Origin of the sequence: Shimia haliotis (assembly GCF_900114415.1) — a bacterium.
GTDB lineage: Bacteria > Pseudomonadota > Alphaproteobacteria > Rhodobacterales > Rhodobacteraceae > Shimia > Shimia haliotis.
Map to the genome: position 1 here is coordinate 583,864 of NZ_FOSZ01000001.1, position 17,351 is coordinate 601,214.

The 17,351-nt window shown below is 58.4% G+C and carries 17 protein-coding genes; 6 read left to right on the forward strand and 11 right to left on the reverse strand.

Features of this window, described 5'->3' with window-relative positions; translation table 11 throughout:
- Positions 1–12: 12 nt before the first annotated feature.
- The 5 genes from pdxA to lptF are packed head-to-tail and all read right to left on the reverse strand — an operon-like array spanning position 13 to position 6,626.
- Positions 13–978: a 4-hydroxythreonine-4-phosphate dehydrogenase PdxA gene (gene pdxA / locus BM069_RS02855; RefSeq protein WP_093319993.1), complete on the reverse strand. Its 966-nt coding sequence runs from the start codon at positions 976–978 to the stop codon at positions 13–15.
- Positions 975–2,207 (reverse strand): peptidylprolyl isomerase, encoded by a 1,233-nt coding sequence (locus BM069_RS02860; protein WP_093319996.1) that lies wholly within the window; start codon positions 2,205–2,207, stop codon positions 975–977. Before BM069_RS02860 ends, pdxA begins: the two co-directional genes overlap by 4 nt.
- 23 nt (positions 2,208–2,230) lie before the next feature.
- Positions 2,231–4,420: an LPS-assembly protein LptD gene (locus tag BM069_RS02865; protein WP_093320000.1), complete on the reverse strand. Its 2,190-nt coding sequence runs from the start codon at positions 4,418–4,420 to the stop codon at positions 2,231–2,233.
- Positions 4,417–5,514 carry an LPS export ABC transporter permease LptG gene (gene lptG / locus BM069_RS02870; RefSeq protein WP_093320004.1) on the reverse strand — a complete coding sequence of 366 codons (1,098 nt, stop codon included), beginning with the start codon at positions 5,512–5,514 and terminating at the stop codon, positions 4,417–4,419. The genes BM069_RS02865 and lptG overlap by 4 nt, the downstream gene beginning before the upstream one ends.
- Positions 5,511–6,626, reverse strand: coding sequence for an LPS export ABC transporter permease LptF (lptF, locus tag BM069_RS02875; protein WP_093320007.1), 1,116 nt, complete (start codon positions 6,624–6,626; stop codon positions 5,511–5,513). The genes lptG and lptF overlap by 4 nt, the downstream gene beginning before the upstream one ends.
- Positions 6,627–6,763: 137 nt before the next feature.
- On the opposite strand from lptF, the gene BM069_RS02880 reads away from it, so the two are divergent.
- Both BM069_RS02880 and BM069_RS02885 read left to right on the forward strand, forming a co-directional pair.
- Positions 6,764–8,233 (forward strand): leucyl aminopeptidase, encoded by a 1,470-nt coding sequence (locus BM069_RS02880; protein ID WP_244503508.1) that lies wholly within the window; start codon positions 6,764–6,766, stop codon positions 8,231–8,233.
- Positions 8,234–8,238: 5 nt separating this feature from the next.
- Positions 8,239–8,706 carry a DNA polymerase III subunit chi gene (locus BM069_RS02885; protein ID WP_093320010.1) on the forward strand — a complete coding sequence of 156 codons (468 nt, stop codon included), beginning with the start codon at positions 8,239–8,241 and terminating at the stop codon, positions 8,704–8,706.
- Between the two features lie 19 nt (positions 8,707–8,725).
- Here BM069_RS02885 and BM069_RS02890 read toward each other — a convergent pair whose 3' ends face one another.
- The 4 genes from BM069_RS02890 to BM069_RS02905 form a co-directional block, all read right to left on the reverse strand.
- Positions 8,726–9,610 (reverse strand): sulfotransferase domain-containing protein, encoded by an 885-nt coding sequence (locus BM069_RS02890; protein ID WP_093320012.1) that lies wholly within the window; start codon positions 9,608–9,610, stop codon positions 8,726–8,728.
- A gap of 118 nt (positions 9,611–9,728) precedes the next feature.
- Positions 9,729–10,310: a retropepsin-like aspartic protease family protein gene (locus BM069_RS02895; RefSeq protein ID WP_093320015.1), complete on the reverse strand. Its 582-nt coding sequence runs from the start codon at positions 10,308–10,310 to the stop codon at positions 9,729–9,731.
- 48 nt (positions 10,311–10,358) lie between these two features.
- The gene (locus tag BM069_RS02900; protein WP_093320018.1) at positions 10,359–10,985 is read right to left on the reverse strand and encodes a MarC family protein; all 627 of its coding nucleotides are present in this window, start codon (positions 10,983–10,985) and stop codon (positions 10,359–10,361) included.
- A gap of 39 nt (positions 10,986–11,024) precedes the next feature.
- The gene (locus tag BM069_RS02905) at positions 11,025–12,878 is read right to left on the reverse strand and encodes an ABC-F family ATP-binding cassette domain-containing protein (protein WP_093321264.1); all 1,854 of its coding nucleotides are present in this window, start codon (positions 12,876–12,878) and stop codon (positions 11,025–11,027) included.
- A gap of 133 nt (positions 12,879–13,011) precedes the next feature.
- On the opposite strand from BM069_RS02905, the gene ndk reads away from it, so the two are divergent.
- On the forward strand, positions 13,012–13,434 hold the full coding sequence (gene ndk / locus BM069_RS02910; RefSeq protein WP_093321267.1) for a nucleoside-diphosphate kinase: 423 nt from the start codon (positions 13,012–13,014) through the stop codon (positions 13,432–13,434).
- Between the two features lie 129 nt (positions 13,435–13,563).
- Here the strand turns inward: ndk and BM069_RS02915 are convergent, their stop codons facing one another.
- Positions 13,564–13,896 (reverse strand): TfoX/Sxy family DNA transformation protein, encoded by a 333-nt coding sequence (locus tag BM069_RS02915; protein WP_093320020.1) that lies wholly within the window; start codon positions 13,894–13,896, stop codon positions 13,564–13,566.
- A 424-nt stretch (positions 13,897–14,320) separates the two neighbouring features.
- Here BM069_RS02915 and BM069_RS02920 point away from each other — a divergent pair, with 424 nt between their 5' ends.
- Genes BM069_RS02920 through BM069_RS02930 form a run of 3 tightly spaced genes read left to right on the forward strand, consistent with a single transcriptional unit; the run spans position 14,321 to position 16,128 of the window.
- A complete protein-coding gene (locus tag BM069_RS02920; protein ID WP_093320023.1) occupies positions 14,321–15,409 on the forward strand; it encodes an AI-2E family transporter in 1,089 nt (362 codons plus the stop codon).
- On the forward strand, positions 15,409–15,654 hold the full coding sequence (locus tag BM069_RS02925) for a hypothetical protein (RefSeq protein WP_093320025.1): 246 nt from the start codon (positions 15,409–15,411) through the stop codon (positions 15,652–15,654). Before BM069_RS02920 ends, BM069_RS02925 begins: the two co-directional genes overlap by 1 nt.
- A gap of 9 nt (positions 15,655–15,663) precedes the next feature.
- Positions 15,664–16,128 (forward strand): hypothetical protein, encoded by a 465-nt coding sequence (locus BM069_RS02930; RefSeq protein ID WP_093320028.1) that lies wholly within the window; start codon positions 15,664–15,666, stop codon positions 16,126–16,128.
- Between the two features lie 4 nt (positions 16,129–16,132).
- Here BM069_RS02930 and rnd read toward each other — a convergent pair whose 3' ends face one another.
- Positions 16,133–17,290 carry a ribonuclease D gene (gene rnd, locus BM069_RS02935; protein WP_093320031.1) on the reverse strand — a complete coding sequence of 386 codons (1,158 nt, stop codon included), beginning with the start codon at positions 17,288–17,290 and terminating at the stop codon, positions 16,133–16,135.
- Positions 17,291–17,351 lie beyond the last annotated feature (61 nt).

Consider the following 17,351-nt stretch of genomic DNA (forward strand, 5'->3'; position numbering starts at 1 on the left):
AAGCAAGAAGGGTCAAGAGGCTTGCGCCATACGCCACGCCATGCGCAACGCTTCAATGGTGCTTGTTGGATTGGCGATGCCTTGGCCCGCGATGTCAAAAGCCGTGCCGTGATCGGGTGAGGTGCGGATGAAAGGCAGGCCAAGGGTGACATTCACGCCGCGGTCAAAATCCAGCGTCTTGATCGGGATAAGGGCTTGGTCGTGGTAGGCGCAGATGGCGGCGTCGTAATTGGCACGGGCGCGGGCGTGAAACATCGTGTCGGCGGGCAGGGGGCCGGAGAGATCATAGCCTTCGGCACGCATCTGATCGAGAACGGGCGCGATGGTGTCCATGTCTTCAAGGCCCATCGCGCCGCCTTCGCCCGCGTGCGGGTTGAGGCCGGCCACGGCGAGGCGGGGATTTGCGATGCCGAATTGTGTGCGCAGCCCCGCGCCAGTGATGCGTATGGTGTCGCGCAGAAGGTCCGGCGTCAGGGCAGTGGGCACATCCTTGAGCGCGATGTGGATGGTGGTAGGCACGACGCGCAGTTGATCAGAGGCCAGCATCATCACCACGCGGTCCACTTTGCCCAAATGGGCGAGGTATTCGGTGTGCCCGGGATAGGGGAAATCGGCGCCGTCCTTGAGAGCCTTTTTGTGGATCGGCAGGGTGCAGACGGCGGAGGCCGCGCCGGTCAGGGCGAAGTCGGCGGCGCGGGAAATGGCTGTGATCACACCTTCGGCGTTTTGCGGATCAGGCGCGCCCGCGGTGCGTATACCGGCAAAGGGATGCGCCAAAAGCGGCAGGGCGTTGAGCATCACGTCGGCGGCTTGGGCAGGAGATCGGATTTCCTGCACTGGCACCGTGGCGTGCAAATGCGCAGGGTCGGCGATCAGGAAAAAGCTCAAATCGTCTTTGAGTGCGGTCCAGGCTTTTTCGATGATCTCAAGGCCGACGCCGGCCGGTTCGCCGCAGCTGACGGCGATGGGCGCTGTCATTGTTCGATGATGCGGGCCTGCGCGCGCAACTGGCTGAGGTGGCTTTCTGCATAGTTTTCAAGACGTTGGTTGCGCAGGATGTTGGCAACTTCGTCTCGTGAAAGCTCTTCTCCGAGTTCTGCGGTGCGGCCGCAGAGCATCAGCATCAACAGGTTTTGGCCGTCAGAGGTGGTGAGTGCGGTGGAGATTTCGTTCTCATCCAGCTTGGCCAGTTCAAGCGCGATGTCGCGTGGGATCTCTCCGGGGGCCTCGGAGTTGCGCACCAGAAGTTCAGGTGGCTGTCCCTTGTTGATGCCGTAAAGATCGTCGCAGCGGTCGATGCGGTCGGCGAGTTCCTGAGCTTTGGCAAGGGTTTCGGCAGACCGGCCGCCGGGCAGATAGTGGATTGCATAGTCAATGGCCGAGTAGCGCGGCGCAGGCGCGGTGGCTTCTTCGACGCGGCGCATCTGGAACAGGGCCACAGCATTGGGAAGCTGAACCGGAGCGGTCACTTCGCCGGGTGAAAGGGCCGCGATCAGGGGGCGAAGCTGTGGCGGCAGATTGGTCACGCTCATCCATTGAATTCGACCGCCATCGTCTTTGGTGGGGGACTGGGAGTAGGTGCGGGCCGCCTGTTCGAATTCGTCAAACGAGCGGATTTCGCTTAGCTGTTCCACAAGGCCAAGAACCTGTGCCTGTGTTTGCGGCGTGATCGGAATGACAATCTCGGACAGCAGCACATTCAGGCCACCGGAGCCGGAATTGGACGCAATCGCGCGGTCGATTTCTTCTTCGGTGATCTCCACGTTGCCGCCAAATCGGGCCTGTACAAATCCGCGCCAAGTGATGCCGGAAATGATGAAAGCGCGCATGGTTTCTTCGTCGATGCCTTCACCGGCGAGTGCTTTGATCAGGCTTTCGGGATCCATGTTGACCCGTTGCGCGAACTCGGCGAGGCCGGCTTGCACGCCTTCTTCGGGGACGGAAATGCCGACGATGCGCGCGGCCTGAACTTTCAGGCGGTCATCGATCAATTGCTTTTTGGCTTCTTCGAAGGTGTCTCCTGGCGTGTTCATAACCGTAAGCAGGCGTGCACGCTGGTCGATTTCGTAGTTGGTGACGACTTGATCGTTGACGGTCACTGCCGGAGAAAACGCGCCCTGCGCCAAGACGGGGCCGCCGTGCAGACCAATCGTGGAGGCCGCAAGGAAGGCGGACAGTGCAAAGCGTTTGAGAAGGCCCGTTGTCATGTCGTTAGGTCTTTCCTGTGTTGTCAGCCGCATGTGCGGTCGTAGCTTTTGTCTTGGGCTTTGACCGCAAACCCGAGAAGGGAAACGGAAAGGCCGAATTTGGTGTCCGATTGAACGGTAGTGGATGTTGAAAATTTCCGCGAGAGCGAAAGTTCAACTTTCATACATTCGTTTCTGTATTCCAGACCGACGCCGGCTTCGGCGGTGCGCCCGGTGCCCGCATCAAAACGCCAGTCAAAAAGACCGGTCCAGTGCTGGCTCACGCGGTAGGTGCTGTCCAGAGCCCACTCCGAAAGCACATCTGTACGGCCTTCGGCAGGGTCGGCGTCAAGCCAGATAAAGCTGGCATCGAGCCACAGGCGCTGGTTGGTCCAGCCAAGACGGGCTGCGGCTTTGGACAGGTTGCCGTCGGTGCCCAGAAGGGTGCGGCCACTGACCGAGAGGCCGTTTGGATTGGCAAACTGGCCGGCGAGCAGAAAGTCGGATGTGGTGCCGGAGAGGCCGGAGCTTTGAGTGAAGTTGGCGTCCACAGTGTCGCGGTAGATCTGGCCGATGGTGAAGTTTGCGCGCCAGTCTTCTTTGCTGTGGCGGGACCAATTCAGGCCGGCCGCGCCCCGTACACCGCGCTCGCGGCGGTCATAAGAGGTGAAGCGCGACAAAGACAACAGGTTGCCCTCGTCAAACTCGATACGGGTGCTTTCGTCGTTGGCGACGTCGAGATTGTTGGTGGTCGACCAGGCGAGCTGTGCAACCGGTTCCAGAATATAGGTGGCACCATCCGCGCCGACCTTGCTCATGGGGTAGCGCATTTCCATCGCAACAGTAGGGGTCACGGCGTGGTCAAAGCTGGAAACGGTGGAATCGTTGTAGGTGCGGAAGGCGTCAAAGGCGAGTTCGCCAGTGGCTGCGGTCCGCAGGCCGTTGTCAAACGTCCAGTTGCGCCGCCAGAGCATGCTGGCGTTGGCGCGCAAAACATCGCGGCCAACCACATCGGCGGCGGCTTCGCGGTAGTGGCCATGAATTTCGGCGGAAGTGCGCAGTTCCCCCCCGATGCCGACGGGGAAATAGCGTCGCTCTGTTTCGGCAACGGCAACAACCGTAGGCAGGAACTTATTGTCTTCAGTGTCGCGTAGGGATTGGAAATGCAACAGCGCAAAGCGGGTGTTTTCGTCCCGCTTGCTGCGGCTCAGGGTGATGTCGCTGTTCAGGCGATCATCATCGGAATAGTCATATTCGTTCAGGTAACTGTCGTCAGATGTGGCTTTGAGATCAAAGCTGAACACATAATCCCGCGCCAGATCAAAGCGGCCTTCCGCAAAAAGGTAGCTTCGGGTGTCGTTTGGCCGGATGGTGTCGTCGCTGACCGCACCGTTGAGTTCTATGTTGCCTTTTTTGAAGGCCTGCCTGTAGCGCAACTCCAGCGTTTTGGTTTCAGACGACACATAGGGGGTCAGCGTGATGTCCCTGCTGCGGCCCAGCGGAATAAAGTAGGGCGCTTTTAGACCGTAGCTGAGCAGCGATGTGGTGCGAATGGTCGGGATCAAGAAACCGCGGGCACGGTCAAGTGTCGGATCCGGCATACGGAGGTGCGGGAAATAGAACACTGGCACATCGCGTACCAATAGGCTGGCGTGGTCAAAATAGACCTGACGTTCTTCTTCGTCGTGCACGACGCGGTGGGCACGGATCGACCAAAGCGGAGGTTCGTTGCTGTCGCAAACACGGCAAGAGCTGACAGTGGTTTTGGTCAGGACGTTGTAGCGGTCGTCGACTCGGTTGATCTGGGTGGCCGCCATTTGGGTGCGCTGGCTCAGCACCATGCGGGCGCTGCGCAAAAGCCCGTTTCGCAGGTCGGTGTCCAGTTCGGCCTCAGAAGCGAGAATAACGATGTTGTCACCCTGATAGATGCGGATTGGGCCTTTGACGTAGATCTTTTCCTCTGCGGCATCGTAGATGATTTCTCTGGCAAGCAGACGGGTGTCATCGCCCAAAGCCTCGACATTGCCTTTGGCGGTCAAACGGTTGTTGCCGGTGACAAAGACGCTGTCGGCAACCAGAACGATGTTTTGAGGTTCCTCGATAGTGGGCGGAGTGAGGAGCTGTGCGGTGGCCGGTTGGCCCAGAACAGCGGCCGTCAGCAACGCTGCAAACAGCCGCGACTTGCGGTGACGGGCGGAAGGCCGTGGGCAGTTTCGGCGGGCAGCAGTCTTCATCCGTCTTCCATATGCAAAAGAATGCCCAAGGCCAACAAAATGCTGGCCACAGGCGGTGCCCACGCAGCGAGAAGCACCGGAATTTGACCGCTTTCTCCGAGAATCTGTGCGAAGTTTCGGACAAAGTAGAGGCTGAAGCCGATGAGAATGGTCACGAGAACAGCAACGCCGGTATTGCCAAATCGTGTATGGCGCATCGTGAAGGCCGAGGCGATCATGACCATGGCTACAAGAAACAGCGGTTGTGCCAGTTCCATATGAAACCAAACCAAATGGCGGCGGGCCGAAAAGCCTGCAATCTGCAGTTCGTTGATGAACTTCGGAAGATCCCAGATCGGAATTGCGGAGGGTTTGCCAAAGCGGTCTCGGATGCGATCGGGTGTGAGGCTGCTTTCAAGAACCAAGATATTGTGGGTAATGGCATTGGCTTCGGCGTTCAGACCGTGTTGAAGCGGCCATTCCTTGGCAGCCGTCAATTCCCATGCTCCGTCAATCAACTTGGCCGACAAGGCTTCGATCCGGCGCAGGGGGCCGCCATCGGGTGCATAGGCGACGATGGTTACATTCTGGAACACGGTGGCGTCGGGATTGGTGCGCGCGGCGTGGATCACGGCCTGACCCTGTGCGCTTCCTTGGCGTAGCCAGATGCCTTCGTCCGAGAGAGACAGGGCGTTCCGCCCTGCGGTTTGAAGGGCATCGGATTTTTCGCCATAAAGAACGGATGTGGCTGCCACGATCGGGTTGAAAGAGCTGATGGCCAAGAGCCCCAATAGTAGGGCCACAGCCATGGGTGACACCACAGAGACAATGGCCGAACGGCCCGAGGCGCGCACAACAACCAGTTCAGAAGTGCGCGATAGGTTGATGAACAGCGTGACTGTGGCAAGGATCACAATCAGCGGCAGAAGTTGATAGAGCCCCTCGGGCGTGCGCAGAAGGGTCAGTTGCAACACGGTGTCAAACCCGACTTCCTCAACGTCGAATTTGCGCAATTGTTCCATAAGGTCGATCAGCGCCATCAACACAAAAAGGATGGCGGTGATGCCCAACAACACCCAGAGGAACTTTCGGGCGAAATAGTAGTGTACAGTCATGCGGCCTGCCTCCGGACGCGCAGGGGCCCGGAGGCCATGCGCAGCAAAAAGGCACCAAGGACAGCGCCCAGCAGGGTGGGCATGTAGACCAGAGGCCAAAGGTCCGCGTCCTTGCGGACCGGATCCACGACGGTTGTCTTTGCGGCTTCCAGAACGATCAGAAGCACAAAGGCAATGAGGATTTGCCGCCACATGCCAAAGCGGGAAAACCCGCCCAGTAGCAAGACCGCGAAAGCAACGATGGCAAAGACAATGCAGACCGTGGCCTGGGCAATGCGACCGTGTGCTTCGTAAGTGATGTCGCCCAGCGGGCGGCCGGTTTGTTCGGACACCAATTCGGCTTGGGTCAACAATTTGCGCGTGCTGATGTGTTTGATGCCCTTGGGAGCAGTGGCTTCGTTGGTTGAAAGCGCGCTGATATCATAAGAAAAATCCGCGAAATTGGTTGTCAGCAATTGATCCGACGGCGTGTCATGTTGCTGAGCAAGCCCGTTGACCATCACCAGCTTCGGGCCTGTAGCATCGTTCACCAGATAGGCCTCTGCTGCGGTGTAGGTGGTGGTGGCCGTGGGTGAGCGGCGGTCCGAGAGGAACACGTCCCGCAAAACGCCATCATTGCTGATTTCGCGGATGTAGAATGTGATACCGGATGTGGGGTGCAGAAACGTGCCTTCGGTCAGAAGGCGCGCGGTGACGTTGGCTGTGATCTCATTTTGGCGCTTGTTTAGCTCCAGTAGGCTGGAGGGCACGAGAAAATGGGTCAAGACGCTCATCATGAGGGCCACAGCGACACCGAAAAAGAGAACGGGTTTGGCCAGTCGCCATGGGCTGAACCCTGTTGCTTGCATCACAGTCAGTTCGCTTTCGCTGGAAAGGCGGTTGGTGGCGTAAACCGTGGCTGCAAAGACCGCGACAGGCAACACGAGGCGGATCACATTTGGAAGGCTGAGGACGGTCAGGCCCAAAAACACAGATACGCTCTGACCGCTGGCAATCAGCGTGTCAAATAAGACAACCGCCCGATTGACCCAGTAGACCGACACCAGAACCAGTGCAAAAAAGCCAAACAGAGTCAGGAGCTGTGACAGGATATATCTGTCAAATCGGCTCACCGCTCAGAATCCCCCAAGTTTTGTTCCAAGTGTTTTGCCGGACTTTAGTTGAAATGTGCGGCGCTTAAAACTGCTATCTGGTCAATGAGAGGTCGGCGCGGTAGGTCTTGGACAAAGCAATGCACATGGAGAGTGTCGTGGTTGAAGTTCTGAAGTTCACCTTTGTCGAAACCGATCTGGATGCGATCGCAACTGCCGAGGGGCGCGTGGCGGTTTTGGTGCCGGTGGAAGGCAACCTCGGACAAGAAGCACGGCGGGTGAACAGGCTGAGCAAGGGCGCGGTGGCGCGGATGCATGAAGCGAAGGCCGAAACTGCAAAATTGGGCGACGTGGTCACGCTGGAATGGCCTGCGGGCATGGCGGCGAAGGCGGTCGACATCGTTTATTTGCCACGCCAATGTTCGGTCGAGGATGCGCGGAAAGCCGGTGCGGCTCTGGCCAAGCGTCGCGGAGCATCCGAGTTGCTTGCGATGTTGGGCAACCACCCCAAAGCGGCGGAGATTGTCGCGGGGCTTGCGTTGCGCGATTACGGCTTTGATCAGCACAAATCGGCGGAGGCCGCCGAGGATGCGCGCGCTGTGACCGTGATGGCGTCCAAGCCCGCGGAAGTGGAAACAGCGGCGGCACCGTTGCTGGCTGTGGCCGAGGGTGTGTTCTTTACCCGTGATCTGGTGAATGAGCCGGCGAATGTTTTGACCACCACGGAATTTGCAGACCGTCTGGTGGCGCTGAAATCTTATGGCGTGGATGTTGAGGTGCTTGAGGAAGAAAAGCTTCAAGAACTTGGCATGGGCGCGTTGTTGTCCGTGGGGCAGGGCTCTGTCAGCCCGTCCAAAGTGGTTGTCATGCAATGGACTGGCGCGGAGGACAAAAGTGCGCCGCTGGCTTTGGTCGGCAAAGGCGTTGTTTTTGACACCGGCGGCATCAGCCTGAAGCCCGCGGCGGGCATGGAAGAGATGACCATGGACATGGGCGGCGCAGGCGTGGTTGCGGGCGCGATGAAGGCGCTGGCGCTGCGCAAAGCAAAGGCCAATGTGGTTGGGCTTGTTGGGCTTGTGGAGAACATGCCATCGGGCAATGCAACCCGCCCGGGCGATGTTGTGACTTCGATGAAGGGCGATACAATCGAGGTGATCAACACCGATGCCGAGGGGCGCTTGGTTCTGTGCGACGTGATGCATTATGCGCAAGAGCGGTTCCAGCCTGTTGGCATGGTTGATCTGGCGACGTTGACGGGTGCCGTGATCATCGGGTTGGGACATCACAATGCAGGTGTGTTTTCCAACGATGATGCGTTCTGCAACGGGTTCCTGAAGGCGGCAGATGCCGAGAAAGAGGGCGCGTGGCGCTTGCCGTTGGGCAAAGCCTATGCCGATCAGCTTAAGAGCCGGATTGCGGATCTGAAGAACGTGGGTGGTCGGCCAGCGGGGTCAATTACGGCGGCAGAATTCCTGCATCGTTTTGTGCAGGACGGCACGCCGTGGATTCACCTTGATATCGCGGGCGTGGCCAGTGTCTCGGGCGAAACCGCCATGGCGCCGAAAGGCGCGACGGGCTGGGGCGTGATGGCGCTCAGCCGCATGGTTGCTGATAAGTTCGAGGCATAAGTCCTTTGGGTGCCGCATATTTTTACCACCTGACGCAAAGGCCGATGGACGCGACCCTGCCGATCCTTTTGGAAAAGGCACGGGGTGCTGGCTGGCGGATTGTGGTGCGCGGCACCGATCACGGCCGCATGATGTGGCTGGACGAAAAGCTCTGGTCGCAGGGGCCAGATAGCTTTCTGGCGCATGGGGTTTCTGGCGGGCCGCATGATGCGTTGCAGCCGATCCTGTTGACGACGGATGTGGCGGTGCCCAATGCGGCGACCTGTATCATGTCGGTGGACGGGGCGGTGGTGTCCGCGCAGGAGGTGAAGGACGCCGAGCGGGTGTGTATCCTGTTTGACGGGCACGACATGGAAGCGGTGGCCTATGCGCGTACGCAGTGGAAAACGCTGACGGATGCGGGCTGTGCGGCGCAGTATTGGTCTGAGGAAAGCGGGAACTGGCAGAAGAAGGCGGAGAAGGAAGAGGCATAGGCACATTGCCGACCACTTCCTAGTCCGACATGTCACCTGACCCATGCTCGAGCCATTCGCGCTGATCTGAAGGCAATTCCGCGCACATGATCGCGTCATAGGTTGCCAGTTCGGCATCGGTCAGCTGGCCGTGCCATTTGCCTCTCGTTCCGCTGTGGAAAAAGTCGGTGTCTGATTTGAAGAAACCCTTGCCGCCAGCCGGCACGTAGCGGTCGGCTTTGTTTTTCATATTTGCGAAAGTGGCAGCCGAAACAAGTTGTTCGATGACACTCTCTGAGTACGAAGTGCCCAAAAGAGTAGACAGCCTTGCTACGGTTGACGGCAAATCCCTGACCATGTCGGCATAGTGAAAAAGCGAAACATTCGGGCGATCGGCAAGCGCGACTGCTGCTTTGTAGTGTCGCAGGATATGCGCAAGCGGGGTGTTGTCGGCGTCAAAGCCTTCTGCTCCGCCGTCCAGAAACCGGCGGATAGCGATGCGGTCGGGGTCATCTTCGGGATACCATGCATCAAACCACGCCAGAGGGATGTTGCGGACGTGCTGTCTGAAAGAAAAATGCACATCGAGAGGGTGGCGAAACACACAGATATATTGCGCGTTGTCATCTAGTGGCAGCCCATCCATCGGTGTGTGGCTTTTCAGGCTGCGCCGATGCTGCATCGCCTCAATGCGTTCTGCGACGTCCGACATTTCCCGCATGCGAAAATCGACCCATGGCATTTTCATTGCCAAGTCGGTTTCGACTTCGGGATCTCCCGAAAGCAGAAGGGCGACGATGGTTTGCATCCATGTTGTGCCGCTTTTGGGCGGAGTGACGACAAACACATCGTCGGGACGGATTGCCACCATGTCCCAGCGCCGGTTGTCGGTAAGCGGGCCCAGATACAGTTTTCGGGTCTTCATATTTGGTGTCTCCAGTAAACTGATGACAGCAGGAGAGGGCGAAAAACATCGGAGCGTAACAAAAATTAGGTGGTTGTTTTACGATCTCAACGAACAGCTTATCCTCGGCGTTGTTTTTCTAACGCGTCAAAATCAGTTTGTTTCCGGCGATCGTGATCTGCGCAAAGCGGTTCAGATAGCTCATTCCCAACAGTGACCCCGACATCTCTCCGCCGTTCACGCTCGCGGCGACGTTGCGGTCTGTGAAGCTTCCGAACCGGACCTCGTCCAGACGCACGAAGGCGGTTTTGACTTCGCCGTTGGCGGTCATGGCGCGGCCGAAATAGGGGAGATTATCGGGGTCCAATCCGGCGCGGGTGGCGTCTTGTTTGGACAGCACCATGTCGCTGGCGCCGGTATCCACGATGAATTTCACGGACTGGCCGTTTATCACCAACGTGGCGTGGAAATGGCCGTCGGGGGCGCGGGGCAGTTCGATGCGGTTTTCGTCCTGCATCACGGTTTGCACCGGTTGCACGGTGGAGCGGATGTCGTCCCAAAGGCCGACCGCAGCAATTGCACCGAGGAAGATAAGCCCCCAGATTGCGAGGTGTTGGATCGATTTGCTGACTCTTTGGCGTTGTGAGCCAAACACCCAGAAACCGACAAATACCAATATCACCAATAGATAGGCCAGATGGCCAAAATCATCGCCTGTCATGGAAACCTCCTGTGAGGGACAAAGGGCAGAATTTCCTCAGAAAAAGGGCTAGCCCAGAAGTCCTACGTCGCTCAAACCATCGAGTATGAACTGCACCGCCAGCGCCGCCAGCAGCATGCCGAAAAGGCGGGTGACGACGTTGATGCCGGTGCGGCCCAACGCGCGCTCGAAAAAACCTGCGGTCAGGAAAAGCACAAAAAGAAGAGCGACCACGGCCAAGGCCATTGCCAACATCAAAATCTTGGATTGGGTGTCGTCATATTGACCGACCAGAAGGATCACGGTGGTGATCGCTCCGGGGCCAGCGATCAGCGGCATCGCCATCGGAAAGACGGAGGGATCGTCGTAGTCTTCTTCTTCGGCCTCTTCAGCCTGACCTTCGCGCCGTTTGGTGCGCCGTTCAAAGAGCATGTCAAAGGCGGTGAAGAACAGCAAAAGGCCGCCGGCGATGCGGAAGGCGGGCATGGAGATGCCGACAAAGCCGAGGACAGCCTCGCCAAGGAAGGCAAAGACCGAGAGCAAAACAGCCGCGATAAGGCATGCGCGCATTGCGATGGCGCGGCGTTCGCGGGTCGGCACGCCCTGTGTCAATGAAATATAGATCGGCAAAAGGCCAATCGGGTCGATGATCACAAAAAGCGTCACAAAGGCGGTGACGAGAGCTGCCGATTCCATAAGTCAGTCCAAATGCAGGTGGTCCGGTGACGCTAACAGTCAGGCTTCGGCTTTTTCAAGCTTTTCAAGCGCCTTCATCCAGAGATCCTCGGCGCGATCCTGCGCATCGCGAACCTCGCCGTATTTCTTTTGCCAGACTTCCATCTCGCCCAATTTGGTATCCTCATAAAGCGTTGGATCGGCGAGCTTCTTGGCCAGCTTGTCGGACATCTCGTTGAGCTTTTCGACGCGGGCCTCGCATTTGCGCACCTCGGCGCGTAGCGCGAGGATGTCGTCACGGGAGGCGCGTTTGGGCGCGGGTTTGGCGGCCTTGGCTTTGCTACCTGCCGGTTTCTCGGCGGTCAGCAGCAGTTTACGGTAGGCCTGCAGGTCTTCCTCATAAGGTTTCACTGTGCCGTCTTTGACCAGCCAGAGGCGGTCGGCAACCAGCGTCAGCAGGTGCATGTCGTGGCTGACCAGAATGACGGCACCGGTGTAGGCGGTGAGCGCTTCAACCAAAGCTTCGCGGCTTTCGATGTCGAGGTGGTTGGTCGGTTCGTCAAGGATCAACAGGTGTGGCGCATCCAGCGTTGCCAGCAGGAGCGAGAGGCGCGCCTTTTGGCCGCCGGACAGGCGTCCGACCTCGGTTTCGGCCTGTGCTGCGCCAAGGCCAAATCCGGCAAGGCGGGCGCGCAGACGGGCTTGGCCTTCGGCGGGGCGTTCGCGCGTCAGGTGCTGGATCGGGGTTTCGTCGACGTAAAGTTCATCCACCTGGTGCTGGGCAAAGAAACCGATGCGCAGCTTTGAAGAGGAGGTGAACTTGCCGCCCATGGGTTCAAGGCGGGAGGACAGCAGTTTGGCCAGCGTGGATTTACCTTGACCGTTTTTGCCCAAGAGCGCGATGCGGTCGTCCTGATCAATGCGCAGATCGAGGTTTTTCAGGACCACCGTGTCGCCATAGCCCGTTGAGCCGCCTTCGATCGCGATGATCGGCGGGGAGAGCTCTTCGGGTGTGGGGAAGGTGAAGACCACGCGCGCCGCATCTTCGGGCGCGGTGATCGGGGTCATCTTCTCCAGCATTTTTACGCGGCTTTGCGCTTGTTTCGCTTTGGATGCCTTGGCTTTGAAACGGTCAACAAAGGCCTGCAGGTGTTCGCGTTGGGCCTGTTGTTTCTTGGCGGCTGCGGCCTGCACGGCGCGTTGTTCGGCCCGTTGGCGGGCGAATTGGTCGTAGGGGCCGGTGTAGTAGGTTAGTTTGCGCTCATCCAGATGCAGGATCGCGCCCACGGAGCGGTTCAGCAGTTCGCGGTCGTGGCTGATGATCAAAACGGTGTGCGGGTATTTGACCAGATAGTTTTCCAGCCACAGCGCGCCCTCGAGATCGAGGTAGTTGGTCGGTTCGTCGAGCAGCAGGTAGTCGGGCTGCGAAAAGAGCACCGCCGCCAGCGCAACACGCATCCGCCAGCCGCCCGAGTAGGCGGAGCAGGGTTGCAGTTGGTCTTCGTGGTCAAAGCCGAGGCCCTTGAGGATTGAGCCCGCGCGGGCTTCGGCCGACCAAGCGTCGATGTCGGTCAGTCGGGTCTGAATTTCAGCAATGCGGGCGGGGTCGGTTGCGGTTTCTGATTCCGCCAAGAGGTCGGCGCGTTCGGTGTCTGCGGCCAGAACCGTGTCGATCAGTGAAACTTCGTTGGAGGGCACCTCCTGTGCGACGCCGCCGATGCGGGCGCGCTGGGGCAGGGTGATGGAGCCGCCTTCAAGAGACAACTCCCCACGGATCAGGCGGAAAAGCGTGGTCTTGCCCGCGCCGTTGCGTCCGATCAGGCCAACCTTGTGACCGGGTGGGATGGTGGCGGAAGCGTCCTCAAAGAGGGGGCGGCCTTCGACGGAATAGGAGATGTCTGAAATCTTGAGCATGGGCGCGGTGTGACCCATGCGAGGCGCGGCGTCAATCACTGCTTTTCAAGTGCGCAATCCCGTGGTATCGGGGCGCCAATTTGGAACCGGAAGCGGGCAAGGTGTCCGCGCCACAATTACAAGGATCACAGACATGGCTCTGGAACGCACCTTCTCGATCATCAAACCCGATGCAACCCGCCGCAACCTGACAGGCGCGATCAACGCCAAGTTCGAAGAAGCTGGCCTACGCATCGTTGCACAAAAGCGCATCCACCTGACCAAAGCGCAAGCTGGCGTTTTCTATGCTGTGCACGCCGAGCGTCCGTTCTATGACGAACTGTGCGAATTCATGGCGTCCGAGCCGATCGTTGCTCAGGTTCTGGAAGGCGAAGGCGCCATCGCGAAAAACCGCGAAGTTATGGGTGCAACCAACCCAGCAGACGCAGCACCGGGCACCATCCGCGCCGAGTTTGCAGAATCTGTTGGCGAAAACTCCGTACACGGTTCCGACGCTCCGGAAACCGCAGCGGTAGAAATTGCATACTTCTTCTCCGGTTTGGAGCTGGTGGGCTAAGCCTACTACAGTCCATTCGGATGAGTTTGAAACGCGGGAGGGCAACCTCTCGCGTTTTTCTTTGGCTTGATGTTTCGGGCGAGAGGCCAGCCCCTCGCTCTCCCCGAGGTATTTTTGGCAATAGGAAGATCAGGAACGCTTTTCGATGACGCCGATCATGTCCAGTGCGATTTCCAGATCAGAGCGGCCTTTGTCATGAGACGAGGCCTTGATCGCGTCAAAGCGTTTGCGAAGGGCGTCTTTTTCGCGGCCCTTGCAGTCGTTCCACGGGCGCCCCTGAAGGCCCATCACAAGAACATAGTAACCGATGAAATGCGGGCGTGTGCCGGATTTCAAAAGGCGCGCATAGGTTTCGTCCGGGCCCAAATCGCGGATTTCTTCAGCCGTTGTGATGCCTGCGCGGGCGCAGGCCTGCTCGTAAGCGGGGCCGAGATTGCGGATGCTTGAGATGGGCGTGCTCATGGTCGCAGATTAGTGGGCTGCGAAGAGAGCGCAACCGTCAGATGGAGGCCCAGTCTGTGAAAATAGGCTTGGGTTTTTCCGGCTTGGGTTGGGATTTTGTTTCCGGTTTGGTGGTGGGCGCGGGTTTTTGGCCGGCCGGTGTGGTGACGTAAGGCATGAAACTGCTCCTCAATGTGGTCGGGTCTGTGCCCGTGTGGCGCCTTGTGGCGCGCTCTGTCCGGCGATCATGGCATGAAGTTGTGCCGCTTGGATGCCGGAATTTGGGAGAATTCTTGCCGATGTTGCGCCAGATACACAGGGTATGTGTAGGCAGGCCTGTTGAAAAACCCTTGATTGAGAGAGGCTTGGTCGCCAGTGTTGGCGCAACGGAACGGTCGCTCTCGATTGGGTGACAGGTTTTAACCACAGGTCGCGAGGGACACAGATGAGCAGCGGACAATCGGTGATGCGGCCGTTGATGTATTTCGTGGTCAGCGCATTTTTTCTTGTTGCGGGGCTGGTCTATGCGGCAGAGGTGCTGGTTCCTTTGTCCATCGCCATTCTTCTTTTTGTGTTGGTGACGGCGATCGTGGATCGGGTGAATGACGTGCGGGTTGGCGGGCGCAAGTTGCCTGGTGTTGTTGCGCATTTGGGCGCGCTTTGCGTGGTGTTGTTCGGCCTGTGGGTGATCGTGTCGATTTTTGCCGCACAGGCAGGATCGGTCAGCGAGGCAGTGCCGCGTTATGAGGCGCGGTTTGACAGCATCCTGTCGCGGATTGTTTCGCTGGTTGGCGATCAGAATTTTGAGGCCGCCAAGGCCGCTTTGGCCGAGATGGAAATCACGGGGTTTGCCACCGGCGCGATCAGTTCGGCGGGTGGGTTTCTGAGCGGGTTGTTGTTGGTGCTGCTTTATATTCCGTTCATGATGGTGGAGCGGCGTCCGATGGCGCGCAAACTGGAGATTGCGTTTCCGGATCCTGAGGTGCTTGAGCGCGTGCAGAAGATGGGTGAAGGCGTGTCGCTTGGCTTGCAGCGCTATGTCGGGATCAAGACATTCGTGAGCATTCTGACCGGTCTGGGTAGCTATTGCTTCATGAAGCCGGTCGGGCTGGATTTTGCCGAAACCTGGGCGGTGCTGATATTTTTGCTGAATTTCATTCCCACGCTGGGGTCGATGATTGGTGTGGCGATCCCGAGCATAGTCGCTTTGGTGCAGTTTGAAACGTTTACGCCTTTTCTGATTATCCTTCTGGGCTGTGGAGTTGTGCAGTTTGGCATTGGCAATGTGGTCGAGCCCGCAATCACGGGGCGGTCGTTGAATTTGTCGACGCTGATGGTGATTTTGGCGCTGACTTTCTGGACCGCGATTTGGGGGATCGCCGGAGCCTTTTTGAGCGTGCCGATCACGGTGTGTATGTTGATCGTGTTGTCTCATATCAAGGCCACGCGGACAGTGGCGGTGTTGATGTCGGGCGACGGGCGGTTGATGGTGGATGATGTGCCGACTACAGAAGACAGCAAGGAGATGCAGTGATGGCGACAAAGGCGGAACTGGAAGCAGAGGTGTTGCGGCTTCGTGCGGAATTGGAACGTCAGCCGGCACGAGACCTCAAAGAAGAAGAGCCAGCGCTGGAGCCGGAGGAAGACACCGAGCACGAGAGTTGGGAAGACAGCCTGTCCGATATTGTGACTGCGCTGGAAGAATTGCCGCAAAAACAGCCTGTGATGCTGGCGCTTGGAGCGCTGGCGGTTGGGTATTTGATTGGACGTGCACGCTAGGAGGCGGCCATGAGCAACAGAATTTCACGCAACATTTCGATTATTCTGAGATCTGAACGGTTGATTGCACAGCGTCACATGGCGGTGTTTCGCAAGCAGACCGGTTTGGTGGCCGCAGCTTTGGTGGCGGCGGGTGTTGGGCTGGTGATGCTCAACGTGGCCGGATTTCTGGCGCTGTCTGAGGTCATGTCGGGTGCCAGCGCGGCGCTGATTGTGGCTTTGGTCAATCTGGTTTTGGCGATTGGCCTTGTTCTGACGGCGGGCAACGCGTCGGTCGGCGAAGAGGTGGACGCGGTGGCCGAAGTTCGCGACATGGCGCTGGAAGACCTTGAGGCTGAAGTGCGCGCGGCGGCGAATGAGGCCAAGACAGCGACGGATGCGATCAGGAATATGGCCAAGAACCCGCTGGGCGCGATCACACCGGGATTGGCCTCGGCTTTGGCCAAGGCGATTGTGAAAACCTCTAAAAAATAGGCGTTTAGAGCTTTATTGCGACAACCTGCGCGCCTTTGGCTGCGAGGGCGATTTCACCATCACAAAGGCGCAGGGCGTCATCGCCGAACACTTCACGCCGCCAGCCCGACAGCGCGGCAACGTCGCGTTGGCCGGAGGCAAGTGCGTCAAGGTCGGAGGCAGAGGCGATGAGTTTCGGCGCGACACCCGAGGTTTCGGTCTTGGCCTTGAGCAGCACGCGCAGTAGATCGGCAAGTGCGGGGTTGACCTGCAGCTTGTCGTCTTTGCGTGGCACGCGTGGCATGTCGTCGGCGGGACAGTTCACACCCGCTGCGATGGCCCTCAGAATACCGTCTGCGATGTCGCCTTTGCGGGCCTCGCGCAGCAGCAGGCGGGATTTGCCAAGATCACCGATGTTGCGCGGTTTGGTGGAGGCCAGTTCCACCAAGGCATCATCTTTGAACACGCGGTTGCGGGGGACGTTGCGCTCCTGCGCATAGGCCTCGCGGAATTTGGCAAGTTCACGCACAATGGCAAGAAACTTGGGCGAGGTCGTGCGGGTTTTCACACGTTTCCAAGCGTTTTCAGGCTGAATGATATAGGTGTCGGGATTGGTCAGGATGCCAATTTCTTCTTGTACCCAATGTGTGCGCTCAGATTTTACCAGCTGCGCGGCCAGAAATTCGTAGATTTTGCGCAGATGGGTCACATCGGCCAACGCATAGGTTTTTTGAGCGTCGCTGAGCGGGCGGCGGGACCAGTCGGTGAAGCGAGAGCTTTTGTCGACGGAGCCTTTTGCGATGCGGCGCACGAGAGTTTCATAGCCCACTTGTTCGCCAAAGCCGCAGACCATTGCCGCGACTTGCGTGTCAAAGAGGGGTTCAGGGAATACTCCGGCTTCGACAAAGAAGATTTCCAGATCTTGACGGGCGGCGTGGAACACTTTGACAACAGACGTGTCACGAAAAAGCTCATAGAGCGGTTCAAGCGACATGCCGTCGGCCAACGGATCAACCAGAACCGCATTGTCATCTGTTTCTCCTGGCATCGCGAGTTGTACGAGACAGAGTTTGGAATAGTAGGTGCGTTCGCGCAGGAATTCCGTGTCGATTGTCACATAAGGATGTTCCCGCGCCTCTGTGCAGAATTGGGCGAGGGCGTCTGTGGTCGTCAGGGTTTTCATGGGCGGCTGTCTTCTTGCTCTGGTCTTTTTCTGTGTTGTCACCAGCACTACGCAGAAAAAG